Consider the following 22,440-nt stretch of genomic DNA (forward strand, 5'->3'; position numbering starts at 1 on the left):
TTGCCCTGCTGTGTGAGAGGCCGTTGGTCTCTCGCGGTAACACCTGAAAGGAAAGCCCTATGCAACTTGCTCACGCCGGAACACCCGCGCGAAAAAAATCGAAGTGGTGGCAGAGTGACCTACTGAAATGGCTGATTGTCGGCCTGTTCAGCCTGGTGACCTGCTATCTGATTGTGGTGATGTATGCACAGGGAGAATATCTGTTCGCCATCCTGACGCTGGTGCTGGTCAGTGCCGGGCTCTACGTGTTTGCCAACCGTCGTGCCTATGCCTGGCGCTATGTCTATCCAGGCGTCGCCGGGATGGGGCTGTTCGTCCTGTTCCCGCTGATTTGTACCATCGCTATCGCCTTTACCAACTACAGCAGCACCAACCAACTGACCTTTGAACGCGCTCAGTCGGTATTGATGCAACGCCAGTTCCAGACCGGTAAAACCTTCACCTTTGGGCTGTATCCGGCAGAAAACCAACAGTGGCGTCTGCAATTAACTCATCCGGACAGCGGTCAGTTACTGATTTCCGAACCGTTCAGCCTCAACGCCACCGAGCCACAAACATTGAAATTGGCGGTCGAAAGCACAGAGCCTGCCGGTGAGCGTGCTACGCTGCGCGTGATCACCCAGAATCGCCAGACGCTGAGCCAGCTTGTCGCCATCCTGCCGGAAGGTGGCGAGCTGCGCATGAGTTCCTTGCGCCAGTTCTCCGGCACCAGCCCGTTATACACACTAGGCAAAGACGGCACGCTGACCGATAACCAGACCCAGGTACAGTATCGCCCTAACCCGGATATCGGTTTCTATCAGGCCATCAATGCCGAGGGTAATTGGGCCACCGACACCCTCAGCCCGGGTTATACCGTCACCATCGGCTGGAAAAACTTCTTACGGGTGCTCAACGATGAAGGCATCCAGAAGCCGTTTATCTCCATCTTTGTCTGGACCATTATTTTCTCGGTGATGACCGTGATCCTCACCGTGGCCGTAGGCATGGTGCTGGCCTGCGTGGTGCAGTGGGAAGCGCTGAAAGGCAAAGCGGTGTATCGGGTGTTGCTGATCCTGCCTTACGCAGTGCCTTCGTTTATTTCCATTCTGATTTTCAAAGGGTTATTTAACCAGAGCTTCGGTGAAATCAACCTGATGCTCAACGCGCTGTTCGGCATTAAACCGGCCTGGTTTACCGATCCGCTCACCGCCAAAAGCATGATCCTGGTCGTCAATACCTGGCTGGGTTATCCGTACATGATGATCCTGTGCATGGGCCTGCTGAAAGCCATTCCCGACGATCTGTATGAAGCCTCGGCAATGGACGGCGCCAGCCCGATGCAGAATTTCTTCCGTATCACCCTGCCATTGCTGATCAAGCCGTTGACTCCGCTGATGATTGCCAGCTTTGCCTTCAACTTTAACAACTTCGTGCTGATCCAACTGCTGACCCGCGGCGGGCCAGACATGATCGGCACCACCACACCGGCCGGCTATACCGATCTGTTGGTGAGCTACACCTATCGCATCGCGTTTGAAGGCGGTGGGGGTCAGGACTTCGGGCTGGCGGCGGCCATTGCCACGCTGATTTTCCTGTTGGTTGGCGCACTGGCGATCCTGAACCTGAAAGCCAGCAAGATGAACTTTGACTAAGAGAGAACGACAATGGCCATGGTGCAACCCAAATCCCAGCGCGTACGCCTGTGGATCACCCATATTCTGATGCTGAGCTTTATTGCCCTGATCATGTTCCCGTTGCTGATGGTAGTGGCGATTTCGCTACGCTCCGGTAACTTTGCCACCGGCAGTCTGATCCCGGATCAGATCTCCTGGGACCACTGGCGGCTGGCGCTGGGGATGAGCGTCACCCAGGCGGATGGCAGTATCACCCCACCGCCTTTCCCAGTGCTGTTATGGCTGTGGAACTCGATTAAAGTCGCGGCGATCACCGCCGTGGGAATAGTGACGCTCTCTACCACCTGTGCCTACGCCTTTGCCCGCATGCGTTTTCGTGGCAAAAGCACCCTGCTGAAAAGCATGCTGATCTTCCAGATGTTCCCGGCGGTGCTGTCTTTGGTTGCGCTGTACGCCCTGTTCGATCGCCTGGGGCAGTACATTCCGTTTATCGGCCTCAATACCCATGGCGGTGTGATATTCGCCTATATGGGCGGTATTGCGCTGCACGTCTGGACCATTAAAGGCTACTTCGAAACCATCGATAACTCGTTGGAAGAAGCCGCCGCCCTGGACGGTGCCACACCTTGGCAAGCGTTCCGCCTGGTGCTGCTGCCCCTTTCAGTTCCGATCCTGGCGGTGGTGTTTATTCTGTCGTTTATCGCGGCGATCACCGAGGTGCCTGTGGCTTCACTGTTGTTACGTGACGTGAACAGCTACACGCTGGCCGTCGGCATGCAGCAATACCTCAATCCGCAGAACTACCTGTGGGGTGACTTTGCCGCCGCCGCTGTGCTGTCCGCCATTCCGATCACCGCCGTATTCCTGCTGGCACAGCGCTGGTTGGTCGGTGGCCTGACGGCGGGAGGGGTGAAAGGTTAATTTATGCCACTGCAATACGTTTGATGTACTTTGCTTCTCTCTATGAACTGTGTCTTTGGCGGCCTTCGCTGGGCCGCCATTTTTATTTTTACTCCCGCTTCAGCCGATCGGTGTTGGCCAGATACAAGGTCACTACCAGTAATAATATGGCGCCGGAATAAACCAGCGTGTCGAAAGGGTTTTCATGATCAACGATGATCAAACGAATAATCGCGGTAATGCCAATATAGATAAAGTAGCGTAGCGGGAAGTGATAACCCGACTCAAAGTATTTAACAATCAAGGCGATAAATTCGAAGTAGAGGAAATAAATCACAATCCCTTCAATCAGCTGATACGAAGAAGACTCCTCGTTGCTGACGAATAATACTTTCGCCAAATGAAAGGTTTCTTTGACCAAAAAAACTACCAGAATCGCCGCCAATAGCAGCAACCCCACGTTCAGTACCCGCTGTAACCCTTTGGCGATCATCAATGATCGTGATGTTTTTGCCATGACTTCTCCCGTCGTTCGGCCAGTTATTAGTGCAGAAAATGCCTAATGGGCTTTTTCCTAAAGTTGCCCTGAGGGTTTATCTTCAGGCGAATTTCCCTATTTTCAATTAGTTGTGTGAATTGATTACGCTTGTATATATTTGTAGCAAATTGAAATGTCCTCTATCATGGGCGTAGTCTCAGGCATTATGCCTCCAAATTCCCGTAATCTAGAAAGGAACTTTCATGCGAGCTAAACTCCACGCACTGGTCGCGGCAGGCCTTTTCACCTGTTCGTTTGCCAGCTACGCCGGCGGACTGGTGACTCCTGATAACGATCTGCGCAATGACCTCGCCTGGTTATCCGATCGCGGTGTGATTAACGTCAGCCTGTCTACCTGGCCGCTAAGTCAGGAAGAGATCAACTCGGTGCTGGCGCAAGCCAAGCCGGTGACCAACACAGAAAAAACCGTCATTGACCGCGTACAACGCCGGGTGGGTGACTTAAAAGCCAATATTACCGTCACCGGTTATACCTCTACCGACAAACCGGGCACGCCGCAGGGCTTCGGCCAAAGTCACTATGCCGACAGCAGCCTGACCATCGGCGCCGGTGCCAACGGTGAGTTCTGGGACGTGCGCCTGCAAGGTGCCGTGGAAGGCGATCAGCGCGTCTCTGATGGTTCCAAATTCAACCTGAACGGCTCATACGGTGCCATCAAAGTGTGGAACCAGTGGCTGTCATTCGGTGAAGTCTCTCAATGGTGGGGCCCTGGCTATGACGGCAGCCTGATCCGTTCCGACGCGGCACGCCCGGTGGCTGGCTTTATGCTGCAACGTGCCGATCAATCCCCGTTTGAAACGCCTTGGCTGTCCTGGATTGGTCGTTGGCAATATCAGATCACCGCAGGTCAACTGTCACAATATACCGCAGTACCTAACACCAAACTGATCGGTGGCCGTCTGACCATGATGCCAACCGACTTCCTGGAACTGGGTGCCTCACGCATTATGCAGTGGGGTGGCGATGGTCGTCCGCAGTCCTTCAGCTCATTCTGGGACGCCTTTGCTGGCCGCGATAACGACGACTCCGGCCAAGGTAACGATCCGGGCAACCAGCTTGCCGGTTTCGACTTCAAGCTGAAAATGCAGCCATTGATCGGTATGCCGGTCAGCCTGTATGGCCAGTTGGTGGGGGAAGATGAGGCCGGCTACCTGCCATCACAAAACACCTACCTGCTCGGCCTGGAAGGTCACCCAGAGTGGGGCCCAACCGTTATCAACTGGTATATCGAAGGGGCTGATACTCGCGCCGATATGAGCCGTAAGGGTTATGTTTATACACATCATACCTATAAAGACGGCTACTACCAGCAGGGTTACCCGCTGGGTCACGCTATGGGCGGTGACGGGCAAATGCTGTCCGGCCGTGTCGAGCTGGTGCTGGACGATGGCCAGCGCTGGAGCACTCGCCTGGTGTATGCCAAGGTGAACCCGCTGAACCAGAGCATTAACCAGGCATTCCCGAAATCTGACACGCTGAAAGGCATTCAGTTGGGTTGGGGTTATAACTTCGCTTCACAAGTGAAATTTGATACCAGCCTGTGGTACACCGATAACAACAACAGCACCGCCGATGACGTGGGTGCCGGTGTCAGCCTGGCAGTACCGATCAATCTGTAATCCCTGCAGATGTCAAAAAACCCGCCGCGGCGGGTTTTTTATTGGCTGCAATTCAGAGCAACTTAACGCCAGGCTTTAAAGCGATTGATCAAGCCGTTGGTTGAGGTGTCGTGGCTGGTCACCGCTTCTTTACCCGCCAGTTCCGGCAGAATACGGTTAGCCAGCTGTTTACCCAGCTCTACGCCCCATTGGTCGAAGGTGAAGATGTTGAGGATCGCGCCTTGGGTGAAGATCTTGTGCTCGTACAGGGCAATCAGGCTACCCAGGCTGAACGGAGTGATTTCGCGCAGCAGGATGGAGTTGGTTGGACGGTTGCCTTCAAACACTTTGAATGGAGCAACGTGCTTGACCTCTTCCGGCGTTTTACCCTGTGCGGCGAACTCTTCCTCAACCACGTCCAGTGACTTGCCAAACGCCAGCGCTTCCGTCTGTGCGAAGAAGTTCGACAGCAGTTTCGCGTGGTGGTCGCTCAGTGGATTATGGCTGATGGCCGGAGCGATAAAGTCACAAGGCACCAGTTTGGTCCCCTGATGGATCAGTTGATAGAACGCATGTTGGCCGTTGGTGCCTGGTTCACCCCAGATAATCGGGCCGGTCTGGTAATCTACCGGGTTGCCGTTACGGTCAACGTATTTGCCGTTTGACTCCATGTTGCCCTGTTGGAAATAAGCGGCAAAACGGTGCATATACTGGTCGTACGGCAGGATCGCTTCGGTTTCTGCGCCGAAGAAATTGTTGTACCAGATACCGATCAGCGCCAACAGCACCGGCAGGTTTTGCTCAGCAGGCGTCTGGGCAAAGTGTTTGTCCATCTCATGCGCGCCGCTCAGCAGCTGCTCGAAGTTTTCAAAGCCCAGAGACAGCGCGATAGACAGGCCGATTGCCGACCACAGAGAGTAACGGCCACCCACCCAGTCCCAGAATTCGAACATATTGTCAGTGTCGATACCAAACTCGGCTACCGCTTTACCATTGGTAGACAGCGCGGCGAAGTGTTTCGCGACGTGCTGCTGATCGCCAGCAGTGCTCAGGAACCAGTCGCGCGCGCTGAGGGCGTTAGTCATGGTTTCCTGGGTCGTGAAGGTTTTAGACGCCACCAGGAACAGGGTCGTCGCCGGATCCAACGGTTTTAGCGTTTCGGCAATATGGGTGCCGTCTACGTTGGAAACAAAGTGCATGTTCAGGTGGTTTTTATACGGGCGTAGCGCTTCGGTTGCCATATAAGGGCCGAGGTCTGAGCCGCCGATGCCGATGTTGACCACGTCGGTAATCGGTTTACCGGTATAACCTTTCCAGTCACCACCGATGACACGGTCGCAGAACTGTTTCATCTTCGCCAGCACCGCATTGACTTCCGGCATCACGTCCTTGCCATCAACAATGATTGGCGTGTTACTGCGGTTACGCAGGGCAACATGCAGCACGGCGCGATCTTCAGTACGGTTGATTTTCTCACCGGAGAACATCGATTTGATCGCACTTTGCAGATCGGTTTCTTTCGCCAGTGCCTGCAGCTTCTCCAGGGTTTCTGCGGTGATGCGGTTTTTGGAGTAATCCACCAGCATCTGATCGTTGAAAGTGGCAGAGAACTTGGAGAAACGCTCACTATCCTGAGCAAACAGGTCACGGATCTGGACGTCTTTGATTTGTTCGAAATGTTGCTGCAGGGCTTGCCAAGCAGCGGTTTGACTAGGATTGATATTTTTCATAGCGCGCTCTTATGCTTGAGAATGAATAGGAGGTAATGGACCGATTGTAGCCTGTTCGACTGTGATTATGATCTCTTTTCTTGCGATAGGCGTTAACTCTCAGGCCGCCGCACTCCATTTTTACCTTTCCACAACAATCTGCTGATATTTCACCTAACAGCCTGTTATCACGACGCTGAAACGTCCTTCTCATCACGCTTTTCTCTTCATGCGCAGTCCGCAATATTCGGTCGCTCTGCTTCTTCCAGAGCGCAGATGAAAATCCCTCAGCGTCTACCCGTTGACAGTAGCCAATAAACCCGTTATTCCTAATCACCTACTTGCACATCCACTGTGCAAGCCAGAAGAGGCGCGTCGCCCAGGTAGAGTGTCAGAGGAGCCATTATCCGATGACGGCACTGGAGGGGGAGCGACGCCGAGGCGAGATGCTTACGGCAATCATCACGTCGGCTACAGGGGCTGAATCCCCTGAGTTGTCACCATGGGCTGCTCTGTGTGAGCAGTCAGCAAGGTGGGGCGCTTCTGGGTGTATCGTAGCCTCAACCTCTACGCCTGCTCCCTGTTTACCGCTCTTCCCTTGTGCCAAGGCTTATGGAAATTAAATGCCAATTTGAATGGCGTCCCTGACACGAGGTTTTACATGACTCAAGCAGCACCCCAAAACGCAACCGTAGTAGCCAAATTCGGCGGCACCAGCGTGGCCGATTTCGAGGCGATGAACCGCAGCGCCGACGTGGTACTTTCTAATCCTGAAGTTCGCTTGGTGGTTTTGTCCGCCTCTGCCGGCATCACCAACCTGTTGGTAGCCCTGGCCGAGGGTTGCGACGCCGACAAGCGCAACGAACAGCTGGCCGAAATCCGCCGCATTCAATACGCCATTCTCGATCGCCTCGAGAACCCGATGGTGATCCGCGAAGAAATCGACCGTATGCTGGAAAATATCACCACGCTGTCGGAGGCCGCTGCGCTGGCCACCTCTGCCGCACTGACCGATGAACTGGTCAGCCATGGCGAGCTGATGTCTACCCTGCTGTTTGTGGAAATTCTGCGCGACCGTAAGGTTCAGGCAGAATGGTTCGATGTGCGTAAAGTGATGCGTACCGACGACCATTTCGGCCGCGCCGTACCGGATAGCGCTGCGCTGACCGAGTTGGCTCAAACCCTGTTGAAGCCCCGCTTGCAACATGCGTTGGTGATCACTCAGGGCTTTATCGGCTGCGAACCCAAAGGCCGCACCACTACGCTGGGCCGTGGCGGCAGTGACTTTACTGCGGCCCTGCTGGGTGAAGCGTTAAACGTCAGCCGCGTGGATATCTGGACTGATGTTCCGGGTATTTATACCACCGACCCACGCGTGGTGCCTGCCGCCAAACGTATCGATAAAATTGCCTTTGAAGAGGCGGCGGAAATGGCCACCTTCGGTGCCAAAGTGCTGCACCCGGCCACTCTGCTACCTGCCGTGCGCAGCAACATCCCGGTCTTCGTCGGCTCAAGCAAAGATCCTGCTGCGGGTGGCACGCTGGTGTGCAATACCACGGAAAACCCGCCGCTGTTCCGCGCGCTGGCCTTACGTCGCAAGCAAACCCTACTGACGCTGCACAGCCTGAACATGTTGCATGCACGCGGCTTCCTGGCCGAAGTGTTCAACATTCTGGCCCGGCATAATATCTCGGTCGATCTGATCACCACTTCCGAAGTCAGCGTGGCATTAACCATGGATACCACCGGTTCCACCACCACCGGCGGCAGTCTGTTAACCACCTCCCTACTTACCGAATTGTCCTCGCTGTGCCGGGTAGAAGTGGAAGAAAATCTGGCGCTGGTCGCCCTGATCGGCAACAAGCTCTCCCAAGCTTGCGGCGTCGGTAAAGAGGTGTTCGGCGTGCTGGATCCGTTCAATATCCGCATGATCTGTTACGGAGCCAGCAGCTATAACCTGTGCTTCCTGGTACCGGGTGATGATGCGGAGCGCGTGGTACAAACGCTGCATCACAATCTGTTTGAGTAAGCCCCTCACCCTAACCCTCTCCCACAGGGAGAGGGGACTGAACGTGCCACAGGTTACTATCTGCACCTACCTGTAGCTCCGGACTCGCCCCCTCTCCCCACCACAGTTCAACAGGCATCCCTGGACGCCATATCGGGAGAGGGCTGGGGTGAAGGGAAATTGATTGGCCTTAACTGAATCTACAGAGGCTCAGCAAACTGAGCCCACCACAACACACACCACCACACCCGTTCAATATTGGCAAAGGATAACCTCTCTCATGCTGGCAAAAATCACACGCTTATTCCCATTATGGGCCGTGCTGCTGTCTATTGCGGCCTATTACACCCCGTCGACCTTTACCGGTATCAGCCCTTACGTCAGTACGCTGCTGATGCTGATCATGTTTGCCATGGGCGTCACCCTGCGCCTGGATGACTTCAAGCGCGTGCTGTCGCGCCCCGGCCCGGTAGCGGCGGGGATCTTCCTGCATTACCTGATTATGCCGCTGGCCGCCTGGCTGCTGGCGATGCTGTTCCGTATGCCGCCGGATCTCTCCGCCGGTATGGTACTCGTTGGCAGCGTAGCCAGCGGCACTGCCTCCAACGTGATGATCTATCTGGCTAAAGGCGATGTTGCCCTGTCGGTGACTATTTCCGCCGTTTCGACTCTGGTTGGTGTCTTTGCCACCCCGTTGCTGACACGCCTGTATGTCGATGCCGAGATCAGCGTGGATATCATGGGGATGTTATTCAGCATTCTGCAGATCGTGGTGATCCCTATTGGGCTGGGCCTGATCGTCCACCACAGCTTTACCAAAACCGTCAAGCGGATTGAGCCCTATCTGCCAGCCCTGTCGATGGTGTGTATTGTGGCTATCATCAGTGCGGTGGTCGCGGGTAGCCAGAGCCATATTGCTTCGGTCGGGTTTGTGGTGATTATTGCGGTGATCCTGCACAACGGGATCGGGCTGCTCGGGGGCTACTGGGGAGGAAAAATGCTCGGCTTCGACGAATCTACCTGCCGTACGCTGGCTATTGAAGTCGGTATGCAAAACTCCGGTCTGGCGGCAACGCTGGGCAAGATTTACTTCTCACCGCTGGCCGCACTGCCGGGTGCGCTGTTCTCGGTTTGGCACAATCTGTCCGGTTCACTGCTGGCAGGCTATTGGTCTGGCCGCCCGATCAAGAAAGTGGATTAACAGCAAATAGGTTCATAAGGGGCGCGGCATGTGCAGCGCCCCTACGCAGGTATTGTTCTTCATTCATTACGGCGTTCTAGGGCTTTCCTCCCAATCACGGTCGTCATCTTTCTCATCTTGATCCAGCGCGTTATAAGCAACCGCGCAGAACAGCGAGTTAAGCCGCTTCATATCCCCCAACAGGGCCAGGTGCAGCGAACTGGTTTCAATACTTTGCACGTTTTGCTGATGCAGGCGATCGACGTGCGCATGGGCATAGCGACGATCCAGAATACGGAAACGGTGTTTGGAACGGCGTAACCGCTTGGCGCTGGTGATATCCCCAGAGAGGAATACCGATAGGCTAAGGCGCAGATTGTCAGTCAACTTTTCATGCAATTGGTCCAGTTCAGCCAGACCTTCGGCGGAGAACGAACTGCGCGCGCCATGCGATTGATCCGCCACATCACTAGCCATACGTTCGATGATGTCGCCAGCCTGCTCCAGGTTGAGGGCCATTTCGATGATCTCCGCCCAGCGGCGCGAATCCGCCTCTCCCAGGTCTTCCTTCTGGATCTGCGCCAGGTAAAGTTTGATCGCGGTGTATAGCACGTGAACGTCATCGTCCAGACGACGAACTTCTTTGGCCTGGATGCGCTTACCATGCAATACCTCATGGTGCAGGATCATCATATGCTCTATCACATCCCCCATCCGCAGGGTTTCCCGCGCCGCATTGGCCAGTGCCAAACTTGGCGTATCCAGCGCGCTGACGTCGAGGTGGCGTGGCCGCAAACGGGGATCCTCTGTCGGAGCATCGACAATCCACGTTTCGCACAGGCGCGCCATCGGCCCTGACAACGGCACCTGTAGCAGACAACGCACCAGGTTGTAGAACATGTGGAAATAGATCACCAACTCTTCTGTATTACCAGGCAACCGCTCAATACCGTGCGCAATCAGGGAAACAAACGGCAGCACCAGCGCACTGCCCAACAGTTTGAACAACAGGCTCCCCAACGCCACGCGACGGCCTGCGGCATTCTGGCCGCTGGTGTTTAACATCACCAACAGGCCGCTGCCCAGGTTGGCACCAATCACCAGGCACAGCGCCACCTGTAGAGAAATCACTCCCGAGGCGGTCAACGTCGCGGTCAACAACACGGCAGCCAGGCTGGAATAGCTGATAATGGCAAACAGGGCACCGATCAGCGCATCGAGCATCACATCGCCGGTCAGCGACGAGAAGATCACTTTGACGCCATAGCCCTGAGTGATCGGCGTAGCGGCGGCCACAATCAGTTCCAGCGCCAATACAATCAGGCCAAGACCAATGGCGACGCGCCCCATCTGGCCTACGCGGGTTTGCTTACGGCTGAGGAATAAAATCACGCCGACAAAAATCAGCAGCGGCGAAAGCCAGGAGAGATTGAACGTCAGCACCCGCGCCATGATCGCCGTGCCAACATCGGCCCCCAGCATAATCACCAGCGCAGGCCCAAGCCCCACCAGCCCTTGCGCCACAAAAGAAGAAACCAGCAACGCCGTCGCATTGCTGCTTTGCACCAACGCGGTTACACCGATACCTGCCACAAAGGCCAGCGGCTTTTTCTCTATGCTGCTGCTCAGAACCTGGCGCAAATTGGCGCCATAGACCCGCATGATGCCGGTCCGGACGATATGGGTTCCCCACACCAGCATGGCAATGGCGGAAAGCAGATTAAGAAGGGTCAACACGGAAGGCTCGCTCCATTGACGCCCGGCAGGCACCACAGGCTATCCCGCCTGCCAGACGCCAGTTAAGCAGGACAGCGGCAAATCGCTTATTGCTATCAAGAAGGAATACTCTAGAGGGAGAGCGCACCATGCATTATCAATCAATGCGACAGTGAAATCATGCAACTACCCGGAATATAACAGTTTCCAATTGTAGCCTAATTTGGCTGCTCTCGGGCGAAAATCGGCCACGAGCGCGCAAAAACTGTGCAATATCAATGAACTCTGGCACACGAGTGTTATTCTAATCGTCACACTTCACCCCTTGGTAAACAGAGCTGATGGAACATCCTGGTTTTGCAGCCATTATCGTTGGCGGCGGCGTTGCGGGCTGCACCGCGGCGCTGTTGTTGGCACGCGCGGGCATCAATACTTTGTTACTGGAACGGGGTACTCAGGCGGGCAGTAAAAACGTTAGCGGTGGCAGGTTATACACCCATGTTTTGGCCAATCTGCTGCCAAATTTTGCCGCTACCGCCCCTCTGGAACGCCATATCACCCAGGAAAGGCTCTCAATGGTGAGCGGCAATAGCGCGGTGACGCTAGATTATCGCCATGCCTTGCCCTGTTCCTACAGCCTACTGCGCGCCCGTTTCGATCCCTGGCTGATGGCACAGGCGGAAGCCGCCGGGGCACAATGCCTGACCGGTGCCTTGGTCGATGAGCTGATCGTGCAGCAAGGCCGGGTGGTCGGCGTTATGGCGGCGGGTGAAGCGTTATACGCCAATACGGTGATCCTGGCAGAAGGGGCCAATACGCTGCTTGGTGAGCATGCCGGATTGCAGCCAAAGCCACCAGCAGCAACGATGGCGATCGGCGTGAAAGAGGTGTTGGCACTGCCGCGCGAGCGGTTGGAAGATCGTTTCGCACTGGAGGATAACCAAGGTTGCGCCTGGCTGTTCGCTGGCCAGCCCACGCAGGGGAAAGTCGGCGGTGGTTTCCTGTACACCAACCGCGATAGCCTGTCGCTCGGCGTAGTATGTAATCTTTCCAGCCTCACTGAGAGTAAAATCGCCCTGCCGCAGATGTTGCAACAGTTCAAACAACACCCTGCCGTGCGGCCATTGCTGAAAAATACCGAGTTAAGGGAATACAGCGCCCATCTGATCCCCGAAGGCGGGGTGGAAAGCATGCCACCGCTGTTTGGTCCTGGCTATCTGCTGGTCGGCGATGCCGCGAGGTTATGTATTAATACCGGGCATACCGTGCGGGGTATGGATCTGGCGATGCTATCGGCACAGGCGGCAGCGGAAACCTTGATTGCCGGGCAAGAGTTGCAGCATTACCCCCTGCGGTTACAGCAAAGTTCGCTCTGGGCGCTGATCCAGCAGTATCGGCGTCTGCCGGAGATGATGTTGCAGTCGCCCCATTGGTTTAGCCGTTACCCGCAGTTGGCTGCCGACGTGCTGCAAGAGATGTTTGAGGTCAATGGAAATGCCCCTACGCCGTTGCGCAAGCTACTATGGCGCCACGCGCGCCGCATCGGTCTGAAGCAATTACTGAAAGATACCGTCAATGGAATGCGCAGCCTATGAACCAGCCCGATCTCAGCCACAACCATTATCAGGGGGATCACGCCAATCCACACATCATCCTGGCCGATGCACAGGATCGGACGATGCTGATGCGTTTGGTGATCGCCTGCCCCGCCGGGCTGTACCAGTTCCAGCCGGACGGCAGCCTGCGTTTCGACGTTCAGGGTTGCCTGGAATGCGGCACCTGCCGCCTGCTGTGTGGGGAAGAAACCATTACCCGTTGGCGCTATCCGCAGGCAGGCAACGGGATTGAGTTCCGCTTCGGTTAAAGGGCGTGGGCCAGAGCCTCTAGCACCTCGTGCATGTCCCCCACAATCCCTACGTCTGCCTGGGCAAAAATAGCCGCCTGTGGATCCTGGTTGATCGCCACAATCAGCTTGCTATGGCGAATACCGATGGCGAACGCCGGAGCACCGGAAATCCCGGCAGCAATACACACCTCAGGGGCAATGATGGCACCGGACATGCCCAGTAAGCGATCCATCTCGCACCAGGCGTTCATTACTACTGGTCTGCTGGCTGCCAGCTCCGCACCTATGCGGATAGCTAACTGCTGCATATGGGCAACCTGCCCGGCACTGCCAACCCCTTCCCCGATGGCCAGCACGTAGCGCGCCTGGCTCAGCGGTGACGCTGCGGGTTGTGGTGAACACGCCGAGGCCAGTATCCACTCGGCATCAGGAATATTGGTTGGCTCAAAGCGTTTGGCTATCACCGGGCCTGGCACTATTTCCATGCTTACCGCACCGCTGCGGGCCACGCTCAGGCACCAAGGCTCCCGCATCATCACCAGCTTGGCGGTGAGATGATTGCCATAGATAGCTTTGGTTACCCGGCATTCGCTGCCGTTAATGTGCGCCCGTTCTACCGCACAGCAGGCAGAACCACCACTCCGGCAGGCCAGTCGCGTGGCCAACTCGCCGCCTTCATCTCCAGCAAACAGCAGTAATCGGGGTGTGAAAGCTTGCCGCATCTGCTCCAATACCGCTAATCGCGTCTCTGCCAGCCGGGGAGCGCTAACCCAACGTATTTCTACTACCTCACCGTCCAGGCGTGGCAGACTCTGCGGTACCCCGTTGCTGAATAACCACAGCTCCAGGCTCTCTGCAGTAAGCTCGCTCAGCCGCAAGAACTGATTAATCTGACTGGCCTGCGTAGCAAAGTTAGGGGCATCTGCATCCAATATCAGTGCAATATTCATCATGGCCACCTTTCACCGAGATAATCCCGGCACAACCGCTGCACTTTCTGCTCCACGCTGTCCCCCTCAATCACTATCCCGGCGCGACGATGCTCCAGATAGCTTAAACCACACAGCCGCACATCACCGGCAAGCTGTTCGGTCATCGCCAGCTCGGCAGGTGACAGACGTTGGATCTGCCGTTTACCCGCCGCCAGCTTCTGCTGCAACGTAGGAACACGTAATGCACTCGCCTGTTGCGAGTTCCCCACCACCAGCACCAAAGGAGGCATCACCGTCATCACCTCCTGCCCGTAAGCGGTTTGCCGGGTAACCCTTAAGGCCCCCACTTCTTCTGCCGCAGCTAATTGGCAAACGCCGGTGATACAAGGCCAGCCAAGGCGCTCTGCCAACAGCAAAGGCGTTTGGCTATTTTGCCCTTCCAGGCTTTGCGCGCCCATGACGATCACCTGTTGGGATCCCATATGCTGCTGATAGGCCGCGATCAGGGCGGCAACCGTTGCAGGGTTAAAACGCAGATCCCACTCCGCAGGAGGTTCAATGCGTACCGCCTGCTGATATTCCAGCGCCATCAGTTGCTTCAGCGCCGGTTCGGCCATAGCATCGGCCACCGTCACGACGCTCAGGTTAAGTTCCCTCGCATCACGCAGCATCAGCACCATTTCCGCCGCGCTTTCGTCATAGCCGCTTAACAGACGTCGGGCAAAGCGGGTATCAATCTGCAACCGCCCATCGGGTTGCCAATCGCTTTTTGCCAACATGCCCAGATCCGGTGCGACCTTAATCGCCAACAGCAGATTCATCCGTTTCTCCTGTCAGTGGGCGATTAACGGCTTTACCGAGGAGGCGCCCACCAGCGTCATATCCTTGGTTTCCGGCGCCCACATGATCGAGACCACCGCCCCCAGCACCAATACGCCAGTCAGGATCAGCATGGTGCCTTGCAGACCCAGTGAAAGCATCGACACCGGTAGCAAAGCGGTGCCGATGGCCGAGCCAAGCCGGCTCATCGAGGTGGCAAAACCGACCCCCAGTGAACGAATATCGGTCGGGAAGCTTTCCGCCGGGAATACCCCGACCAGGTTACTGACCGCCGAAATCGTCAGCGTAAACAGAGCAAACAGCATTAACATGGCTCCCTGACCCGGAGGCACAAAGGCCAATGCCCCCAGGCTGACAGCCAGGATCCAGAACGCGCCGATCAGGAAGCGACGGCGCGGCAACCATTGGGTAAGGGCAATTCCCATCACCGCCCCCACCATCAGCAAGCCATTAAGCAGCAAATCGGTCGCAAAGCTTTGGTTCTGCCCCAGGGTGGTCAGGATCGAGGGGAGGAAGGTATAAATGGCGAAATAAGGGATCACCAGGCAGACAAAGAACAGGCTGTTGAACGCGGTACGCCGCCAGTAACGCGGTGAAAATAAGGTGTGCATATGGCGTGCGGTTTCTACCGGGATTTCGTCATTGAGGATCACCTGCGGGCCAAAACAGCGCAGCACTACCAGATGAGCCTCGGCGATCCTCCCTTTGCGCATCAGCCAGCGTGGCGACTCTGGCGTACCGATGCGTAAAAGCATAATCATCAACGCAGGCACGGCGCTGGAAGCCAACAGCCAGCGCCAGGACTCCGGCCCCAGATCGGCAAGGAAATGGCCAGCAAAGCCAGCGGCGACGTAGCCTAACGTCCAGATCACGCTAAAGGATCCCAGCAGGATGCCGCGATGTTTACGCGGAGCAAACTCGGCCAGCATGGTATGGCCTACGGCGTAATCGCCCCCTAGCCCGATCCCGACCAATACCCGTAGCCAGAACAGCTGTTCCGGCGTAGTGGCGAAAAATTGCATCACGGAAGCCAACGTAATGATGACAAAACTGAAGCTGAAAATTTTCTGACGGCCAATATGGTCGGAAACCCAACCCAATACCAGGCTGCCCAGGAACAGGCCAATCAGCGCCGAGCTGCCAATCATTCCTTCCCAAAACGGCGTCAACCCCATCTGCGGCTTGAGCTGGGCCAGCGCAAAGCCTATCACGCCCAGTACATAGCCATCGGTGAGGTGAGCGCCAAAGGTCAGCCCCGCCATTTTGTAGTGAAAAGCGTTGAGCGGAATATCATCCATGCGCACTTGCCGAGGCAGCCGTGTTGTCATCGTTACCCCCTATTCCAGCGCAAAAGGCCCGGCAAGCCGGGCCAGACAGGAACATTATTTTTCAATCGGATAAATGGTGCCGGTATTCATGATGCCATTCGGGTCGTACACCTCTTTCAGCGCCTTGAGGATATAGTAGGCACTGCCGTGTTCATCCTTGGTCCAGTGCACACGGTGCTTACCTATACCATGGTGATGCACCATCGAACCACCCTGCTTGATGGTCTCCTCCACGATGATTTTATTCAGTGGATTGTGATACTTGTCGATCTCTTCTTCCGGCTTGCAGTCCACCACGTTGTAGTCGTACACAAAGTACATATTGGTGCCGTTGATATAGCTGTGTGACGAGTGGCCGCCCAGCATAGTGATATCACCGGCATGTGGGAACTCATCGCGGATGCGGCGGATCACATTCTCGTAAATCGCATTGATGCAGCCCCAGTCGCCGGAAACCTCGGTGGTGAAGCCCATATTGTTGGTCTTCATGATCTGTACACGTTCTGCCGCCACTTTTTCCGGGCCCCAGTTCAGATTGTTGAACCAGGTTTCAATCAGCTTGCTGTCGACCTTTTTACATTCCGGATAGCGTTTAACGATCTCATCAATCCCCGCGCCGGTCGCCTGCGCGATCCCTTTGGCTCCTTCGGCCATAAAGATCAGCACGCATTTGCCTTCGGCAAAGTGGGTAAAATGCTGGGTCCCGTCTTCCGCGTCATACAAGCGGGCAATGGAAGGGCGATAGCCTTCGACCATCACTTCCCGCAGGATGTCGAAACCGGTTGCCATGTTATCGAGGATGTAACCGTAGAACAGGTTGTTTTCCGGCATGTATTTGAAGATTTTCACCGTCACTTCGGTGATAAAACACAGCGCCCCTTCGTTACCGATAATCACGTGGCGGATATCCGGGCCAGCGGCACGGCGCGGTACGTTTTTAATGCGGGTGATGTTGCCGTTCGGGAACACCGCTTCCAGCCCAACCACCATGTCTTCAATCGCGCCGTACAGCGTAGAGAACTGACCGATACTACGTGTTGCCACCAGGCCTCCCATCTGGGCCAACGGCTTGGATTGCGGAGAGTGGCCGGTCGTATAACCCTGGGCACGCAATTGATTTTCCAGCACTTCCAGCGGTACGCCGCACTGCGCCGTGGCCTGCATATTACGGATATCAATGTTGATGACCTTATTCATTCCCGAGCCATCCAGCACCACGGAATTCTTCACTACCGTTTCCAACCCGCCCTCGGTGGCCGAAGCCCCGGTGCGCGGTACGCCAGTAATGCCGTGCTTATTCATGAACGCCAGCACATCGGACACCTGCTGGGTGTCGGCCAATTTCACCACGGCGGCAGGCAGCGGCTGGGTAAACACGCCATGAATATCGGCATATTTGCGGAAACGGTCTACGCTGTTTTTCTGCAGCACTTTTTCGTCGGTAATCACCCGCTCTGGGCCAACAAGTTCTTTTAACTGGACGACAATTTCTTCACGGGACAGAGACATAAATAACCCTTCCTAAATTAAGAATAGATAAAATCGGCTTAAGTAAAATTAAAAGGAACCACCCATTAATTTAGCGAACCAAATAACCGCCATCGACAACCAACAAATGACCATTAACATAATCAGAGGCTCGACTGGCTAAAAATACCATCGCGCCCATCAGATCCTGCGTTTCACCCCAACGATTAGCCGGAATATGGTCAAGAACGCGCTTATTGGTTTCTGGGTTTTTACGCGTTTCGATCGTAATATCTGTCGCATAATAGCCTGGCGCAATACCATTAACCTGAATATTGTATTGCCCTAATTCATCGCAATAGGCCTTGGTAAAACCGGCCAACGCATGTTTAGTGGCCGAGTACGCCGGTGACCATTGGCCGCCCAAATAAGAGAACAGGGAACAGATATTAATGATTTTCCCCTGTTTTTTCGGGATCATGATTTTTGCTGCTTCATAGCTCAATTCAAAGGCTGCGGTCAGGTTAATATCGATCATCGGATCCCAGTCTTCGCGGCCGAAATCCAGTACCTTATTCAGCTTACAGATACCGGCGTTGTTCACCAAGATATCCACCGAACCGAAGGTCTCCAGACACTGGGCAATCACTCTGGCAGGCGCGCCTTTCTCAGTAATGTCCACCTGCATAAACTCAACCTTCACCCCTTGCCGCTCAATCATTTCGCGGGTTTCGCCCTTATCCATGATAAAGCTTGGGATGAACAGGTTGGCACCGGCTTTGGCCAACGCCATGGCAAATGCCTGCCCCAGACCGCTGTTGCCACCGGTGACGATGGCGGTTTTGCCTTTTAGCGAGAAGAAATCTAACGAGAACTCATTTAACGCGTTTATTGACATGATTTTGCCCCTTGGTCTGGAAAAAACGCAAAAAAAAGAGAAAAGCAACCTCCCTGCGCTTGGCAGAGAAGTTACTTTTCTCTTCATCTCTAGTAACTGGCAAAAAAAGTAACACATAGGGTCAAGGCTATTCCGTGATGCCTATCACAGTTTCATTTCTTGCCAGGTCGGATTGATATTAAAACTTATTTATTTCGCACTAACTCGGTGAATTACTATGCAATCAGATCCCGTCTAATGTTCCCTACTTCGGTTTTGTGATAACTCTCACAGATGAATTATAGGTTGCCGTGCTATTTATTACCGCAGTTACTGAAAGAGACGAAGAGAAAAGTAACTTCCTGCACTGCGGGAAGCTTGCTTTTCTCTTTTTTTGTTTAACGCGATGTACCCAATAACGGTTAAAAGAAGGGAGTCACTCCAAACATTAACCATTAATGGGTGTATTTATGCGGAACTTCACCATGGAAAAAAACAATTCCCACCGTTGGTTAACGCTGGCAATAATAAGTATCAGCGGCGGAGTAAGTTTCGATCTCGCCTATCTGCGTTATATTTACCAAATCCCGATGGCCAAGTTTATGGGGTTCTCCAATACCGAGATCGGCTTGATTATGAGTACTTTCGGCATCACCGCGATTATTCTGTATGCCCCTAGCGGGATCGTTGCCGATAAGTTCTCTCATAGAAAGATGATGACTTTCGCGATGATCGCCACTGGCCTGCTGGGGTTGCTGATGGCAGTCTATCCACCGTTCTGGGTGATGATCCTGATCCAGGTCGCCTTCGCGATCACCACTATCCTGCTGTTGTGGTCGGTTTCGATCAAGGCGGCCTCGCTGCTCGGCAACCATGAAGAGCAGGGCAAAATCATGGGTTGGATGGAGGGGCTACGCGGCGTGGGTGTGATGGCCCTGGCCGTATTCACCATGTGGATCTTCTCGCTGTTCGCGCCGGAAAACCCCAACAGCCTGAAGGCGGTGATCCTGATCTACAGCGGCGTATATATCCTGTTGGGCATTCTCTGCTGGTTCTTTGTTACAGACGGCTTTGTCACCAGTGACGAGAGCGAAAAACCGCATAAATTCAGCCTGGGGGATATTCTCTCGGTGCTCAAAATCAGCACCACCTGGTATTGCAGCATGATTATCTTTGGCGTCTATACCATCTACGCCATCCTCAGCTACTCCACCAACTACCTGACCGAAATGTACGGTATGACCCTGGTCGCCGCCAGCTATATGGGGATTGTGATCAACAAAATCTTCCGGGCCATGTGCGGGCCACTCGGTGGGATCATCACCACTTACACCCGGCTGAAATCACCCACGCGAGCTATTCAGTTACTGGCGTTAGTCAGCCTGGCCACCCTGGCCGTCTTGCTGATCACCAACCAGAACCCGACCTCGGTCGCCGTGGGGATTGGCCTGATCCTGTTGCTGGCCTTCACCTGCTACGCGTCACGTGGGCTGTACTTTGCCTGTATCGGCGAAGCCAGAACGCCAAAATACATTATGGGCACCACCGTGGGGATCTGCTCGGTGATCGGCTTCCTGCCCGACGTGTTTGTTTACCCGGTTATCGGCCATTGGCAGGACACGCTGCCCGCCGCCGAGGCTTATCACAATATGTGGCTGATGGGGTTAGGGGCAACCTGCCTGGTCGTGGTGTTCACCTTCCTGCTGTTTAACAACATCAAGCGCGCCGGCGCCAAAAACACAACAACACAGCCGGTCACCGAATAATTATCTCAAGGAGTTGCGACATGAAGAGCAAGTACCTGATGGGTGTGGACGTGGGCACCCAGAGCGCCAAAGTGGTGATTTTTGATCTGGACGGCAACGCCATTTGCGAAGGGAAACAGCAGTTACGCAAGATGGATATCCCAGCCCCGCTGCTGGCAGAACACCCGGACGACGATCTATGGGATTCACTTAAGGTGGCTTTCCGCCGCGCCATGCAGCGTTTTGGCGAACGTGGTGGCAAGCCGCAGGACATTCTGGCGATGGGCATTTGCATCGTCCGCTGTTGCCGGGTGCTGCTGAAGGACAATGGTGAGCTGGCCTATCCGGTAATCAACTGGATGGATAAGCGCCTGAACAAACCTTACGAATATATCGATGCCTATCAGGGCGTACGTTATGTGACGACCACCTCGGGTTACATCACCCATCGCCTGACCGGTGAGTTCAAAGACACCTGTGCCAACTACATCGGTTGGTGGCCGATGGACAACGACAGCCTCGATTGGAGCACCGATCCCGCCGCCTGGCAAAGCTGCAACCTGACGCGCGACATGGTACTGGACGTGGTGAAACCCGGTGAAATCCTCGGCCATATCACCCAGCAGGTAGCGCAGCAGCTTGGCATCCCCGCAGGTATTCCGGTGGTGGCTACCGCACATGACAAAGCGGTGGAAGCACTGGGTGCCGGTTCACTGGATGAAGGCGTCGCGCTGATTTCCCTCGGTACCTATATCGGTGCCATGGTACACGGCCATGCCAACGTGAAGGACGCGCAAAACTTCTGGCCGTTCCAGGCTTCTATCCCAGGGCGTTACCTGTATGAGTGCATGGGCGTGCGCCGTGGCATGTGGACCATCAGTTGGTTCCGCGATCAGTTTGGCGCGGCCGCACTGTCGGATGCCCATGACGCCGGAACCAGCATTGAGGAGTTACTGAATCAGGAAGCAGAGCGCGTTCCTGCGGGTTGTGAAGGCCTGATCACCGTACACGACTGGGCACCACCGTCAGAAGCGGAATTCCGTAAAGGGGCCATGATTGGCTTCGATGGCCGCCATACCCGTGCCCATATGTACCGTTCGGTGCTGGAGGGCATCGCCTTCACCATGAAAAACCATATGGACAAGATGGCGCTGGAGCTGAAAACCCCGTTCAAGCACCTGATTATTTCCGGCGGCGGGGCCAACAGCGATCTGTTTATGCAGATCTTTGCCGACGTGTTTGGCATCCCCACCAGCCGTAACGTGATGAAAGGTTCGGCAGCGGTGGGCTGTGCCATCAACGCCGGGATGGCGGTGAACGTCTTTACCGATTACGAACAGGCCGCGCAGAAGCTGGTACGAATGGGGGACAGTTTTACACCGAATATGGCTAATCATCGGTTCTACAATCAGTTGAATCAGCAGGTGTATCAACGGGTAAACCAACATCTGGACCCGCTGCTACAGGCACTCAGTCCGTTGGTCGACTAACTGGCAGGGGCACCGGCCTTCGGTGCCCTTATCATTACAATTTCAACTTCCATACGTCGTGATTGGTGGTGGCAACAGCGATGGCCCCGGCATTCAGCGCGGTTTGCGCATCATCCTCATCACACACCAAGCCACCGGCAATAATCGGCAAGTCGATCTTTTCTGCCACCCAACCGAGCACCTTAGGCATGCAACCCGGCAAGATTTCGATGCAGTCCGGCGTCGATTGCGCCACCTGCTTGTCGATATTGTGGAAGGAAATCGAGTCCATGATAAACAGCCGGTGAATGGTGTAGAAGCCTTGCTGACGCGCCGCCTTCACCATCGAGGCCTTGGTGCTGATAATGCCATCCGCCGCCGTGACGATTTTCAGGAAATTAATCACGATCTCCTTGTTGGAGCTGCCTTCCAGCAAATCAACATGCACAAAAGCGTATTTGCCAGCCTCCTTCACCTGCTGCACGATGCGCCCAATATTACAGATATTGCCGTACAGCACCGAGATGATCTGGCAGTTCGACTTGACCGCGATCTGCAGGCTCTCATTATCTTTTACCGCTGCGATCACCGGGTGCAGCTTTAACAGTTCTTCGATAGACACGTTGTTCCCCTGTCTCTTTCAGCCTGCT

18 protein-coding genes and 1 riboswitch are annotated in these 22,440 nt (G+C 55.0%); of the genes, 9 read left to right on the forward strand and 9 right to left on the reverse strand.

Translation table 11 applies throughout. From position 1 onward, the window contains the following. The first annotated feature begins 59 nt into the window (after nt 1-59). Together malF and malG are read left to right on the forward strand one after the other, a co-directional pair. Complete coding sequence (gene malF, locus KGP16_RS24105; protein ID WP_218520213.1) at nt 60-1,634, forward strand: maltose ABC transporter permease MalF; 1,575 nt, start codon at nt 60-62, stop codon at nt 1,632-1,634. A gap of 12 nt (nt 1,635-1,646) precedes the next feature. After that, entirely contained in the window at nt 1,647-2,537 is an 891-nt protein-coding gene (malG, locus tag KGP16_RS24110) for a maltose ABC transporter permease MalG (protein ID WP_223500470.1), read from the forward strand. 88 nt (nt 2,538-2,625) lie between these two features. On the opposite strand, the gene psiE is transcribed toward malG, so the two are convergent. Further along, nucleotides 2,626-3,033, reverse strand: a complete 408-nt coding sequence (psiE, locus tag KGP16_RS24115; protein WP_021180827.1) for a phosphate-starvation-inducible protein PsiE — start codon at nt 3,031-3,033, stop codon at nt 2,626-2,628. A gap of 224 nt (nt 3,034-3,257) precedes the next feature. Here psiE and KGP16_RS24120 point away from each other — a divergent pair, with 224 nt between their 5' ends. After that, complete coding sequence (locus tag KGP16_RS24120; RefSeq protein WP_223498557.1) at nt 3,258-4,694, forward strand: capsule assembly Wzi family protein; 1,437 nt, start codon at nt 3,258-3,260, stop codon at nt 4,692-4,694. Nucleotides 4,695-4,756: 62 nt separating this feature from the next. On the opposite strand, the gene pgi is transcribed toward KGP16_RS24120, so the two are convergent. Next, nucleotides 4,757-6,403 carry a glucose-6-phosphate isomerase gene (gene pgi, locus KGP16_RS24125; RefSeq protein WP_059199036.1) on the reverse strand — a complete coding sequence of 549 codons (1,647 nt, stop codon included), beginning with the start codon at nt 6,401-6,403 and terminating at the stop codon, nt 4,757-4,759. Between the two features lie 336 nt (nt 6,404-6,739). Further along, a riboswitch (Lysine riboswitch) is annotated at nt 6,740-6,933 on the forward strand. Nucleotides 6,934-7,043: 110 nt separating this feature from the next. On the opposite strand from pgi, the gene lysC reads away from it, so the two are divergent. Both lysC and panS read left to right on the forward strand, forming a co-directional pair. Further along, a complete protein-coding gene (lysC, locus tag KGP16_RS24130; RefSeq protein WP_166733547.1) occupies nt 7,044-8,411 on the forward strand; it encodes a lysine-sensitive aspartokinase 3 in 1,368 nt (455 codons plus the stop codon). A 259-nt stretch (nt 8,412-8,670) separates the two neighbouring features. Beyond that, nucleotides 8,671-9,591, forward strand: coding sequence for a ketopantoate/pantoate/pantothenate transporter PanS (gene panS, locus KGP16_RS24135; protein ID WP_223500472.1), 921 nt, complete (start codon nt 8,671-8,673; stop codon nt 9,589-9,591). Nucleotides 9,592-9,657: 66 nt separating this feature from the next. On the opposite strand, the gene KGP16_RS24140 is transcribed toward panS, so the two are convergent. Continuing rightward, nucleotides 9,658-11,307 carry a Na/Pi cotransporter family protein gene (locus KGP16_RS24140; protein ID WP_094982851.1) on the reverse strand — a complete coding sequence of 550 codons (1,650 nt, stop codon included), beginning with the start codon at nt 11,305-11,307 and terminating at the stop codon, nt 9,658-9,660. 320 nt (nt 11,308-11,627) lie between these two features. Here KGP16_RS24140 and KGP16_RS24145 point away from each other — a divergent pair, with 320 nt between their 5' ends. Together KGP16_RS24145 and KGP16_RS24150 are read left to right on the forward strand one after the other, a co-directional pair. Next, the gene (locus KGP16_RS24145; RefSeq protein WP_223500475.1) at nt 11,628-12,881 is read left to right on the forward strand and encodes an FAD-dependent oxidoreductase; all 1,254 of its coding nucleotides are present in this window, start codon (nt 11,628-11,630) and stop codon (nt 12,879-12,881) included. Further along, complete coding sequence (locus KGP16_RS24150; RefSeq protein WP_059199039.1) at nt 12,878-13,150, forward strand: 4Fe-4S dicluster domain-containing protein; 273 nt, start codon at nt 12,878-12,880, stop codon at nt 13,148-13,150. Before KGP16_RS24145 ends, KGP16_RS24150 begins: the two co-directional genes overlap by 4 nt. Here the strand turns inward: KGP16_RS24150 and KGP16_RS24155 are convergent. The 5 genes from KGP16_RS24155 to KGP16_RS24175 form a co-directional block, all read right to left on the reverse strand. Continuing rightward, nucleotides 13,147-14,085 carry an electron transfer flavoprotein subunit alpha/FixB family protein gene (locus KGP16_RS24155; protein ID WP_223500476.1) on the reverse strand — a complete coding sequence of 313 codons (939 nt, stop codon included), beginning with the start codon at nt 14,083-14,085 and terminating at the stop codon, nt 13,147-13,149. The genes KGP16_RS24150 and KGP16_RS24155 overlap by 4 nt on opposite strands. Beyond that, complete coding sequence (locus KGP16_RS24160; protein WP_223500477.1) at nt 14,082-14,885, reverse strand: hypothetical protein; 804 nt, start codon at nt 14,883-14,885, stop codon at nt 14,082-14,084. The genes KGP16_RS24155 and KGP16_RS24160 overlap by 4 nt, the downstream gene beginning before the upstream one ends. A 12-nt stretch (nt 14,886-14,897) precedes the next feature. Further along, nucleotides 14,898-16,232, reverse strand: a complete 1,335-nt coding sequence (locus KGP16_RS24165) for an MFS transporter (protein WP_223500478.1) — start codon at nt 16,230-16,232, stop codon at nt 14,898-14,900. Nucleotides 16,233-16,286: 54 nt separating this feature from the next. Beyond that, nucleotides 16,287-17,741: an FAD-binding oxidoreductase gene (locus tag KGP16_RS24170; RefSeq protein WP_094982857.1), complete on the reverse strand. Its 1,455-nt coding sequence runs from the start codon at nt 17,739-17,741 to the stop codon at nt 16,287-16,289. A 70-nt stretch (nt 17,742-17,811) separates the two neighbouring features. Then, nucleotides 17,812-18,597, reverse strand: coding sequence for an SDR family oxidoreductase (locus KGP16_RS24175; RefSeq protein WP_071681636.1), 786 nt, complete (start codon nt 18,595-18,597; stop codon nt 17,812-17,814). 464 nt (nt 18,598-19,061) lie between these two features. On the opposite strand from KGP16_RS24175, the gene KGP16_RS24180 reads away from it, so the two are divergent. Both KGP16_RS24180 and KGP16_RS24185 read left to right on the forward strand, forming a co-directional pair. Then, nucleotides 19,062-20,342 carry a nitrate/nitrite transporter gene (locus tag KGP16_RS24180; protein ID WP_071681657.1) on the forward strand — a complete coding sequence of 427 codons (1,281 nt, stop codon included), beginning with the start codon at nt 19,062-19,064 and terminating at the stop codon, nt 20,340-20,342. Nucleotides 20,343-20,362: 20 nt separating this feature from the next. Continuing rightward, nucleotides 20,363-21,811, forward strand: coding sequence for an FGGY-family carbohydrate kinase (locus KGP16_RS24185; RefSeq protein WP_021180846.1), 1,449 nt, complete (start codon nt 20,363-20,365; stop codon nt 21,809-21,811). Between the two features lie 34 nt (nt 21,812-21,845). On the opposite strand, the gene KGP16_RS24190 is transcribed toward KGP16_RS24185, so the two are convergent. Beyond that, nucleotides 21,846-22,412, reverse strand: coding sequence for a glycerol-3-phosphate responsive antiterminator (locus tag KGP16_RS24190; RefSeq protein WP_071681639.1), 567 nt, complete (start codon nt 22,410-22,412; stop codon nt 21,846-21,848). Nucleotides 22,413-22,440: the final 28 nt, after the last annotated feature.

Origin of the sequence: Serratia sp. JSRIV006 (assembly GCF_019968685.1) — a bacterium.
GTDB classification, from domain to species: Bacteria; Pseudomonadota; Gammaproteobacteria; order Enterobacterales; family Enterobacteriaceae; genus Chania; species Chania fonticola_B.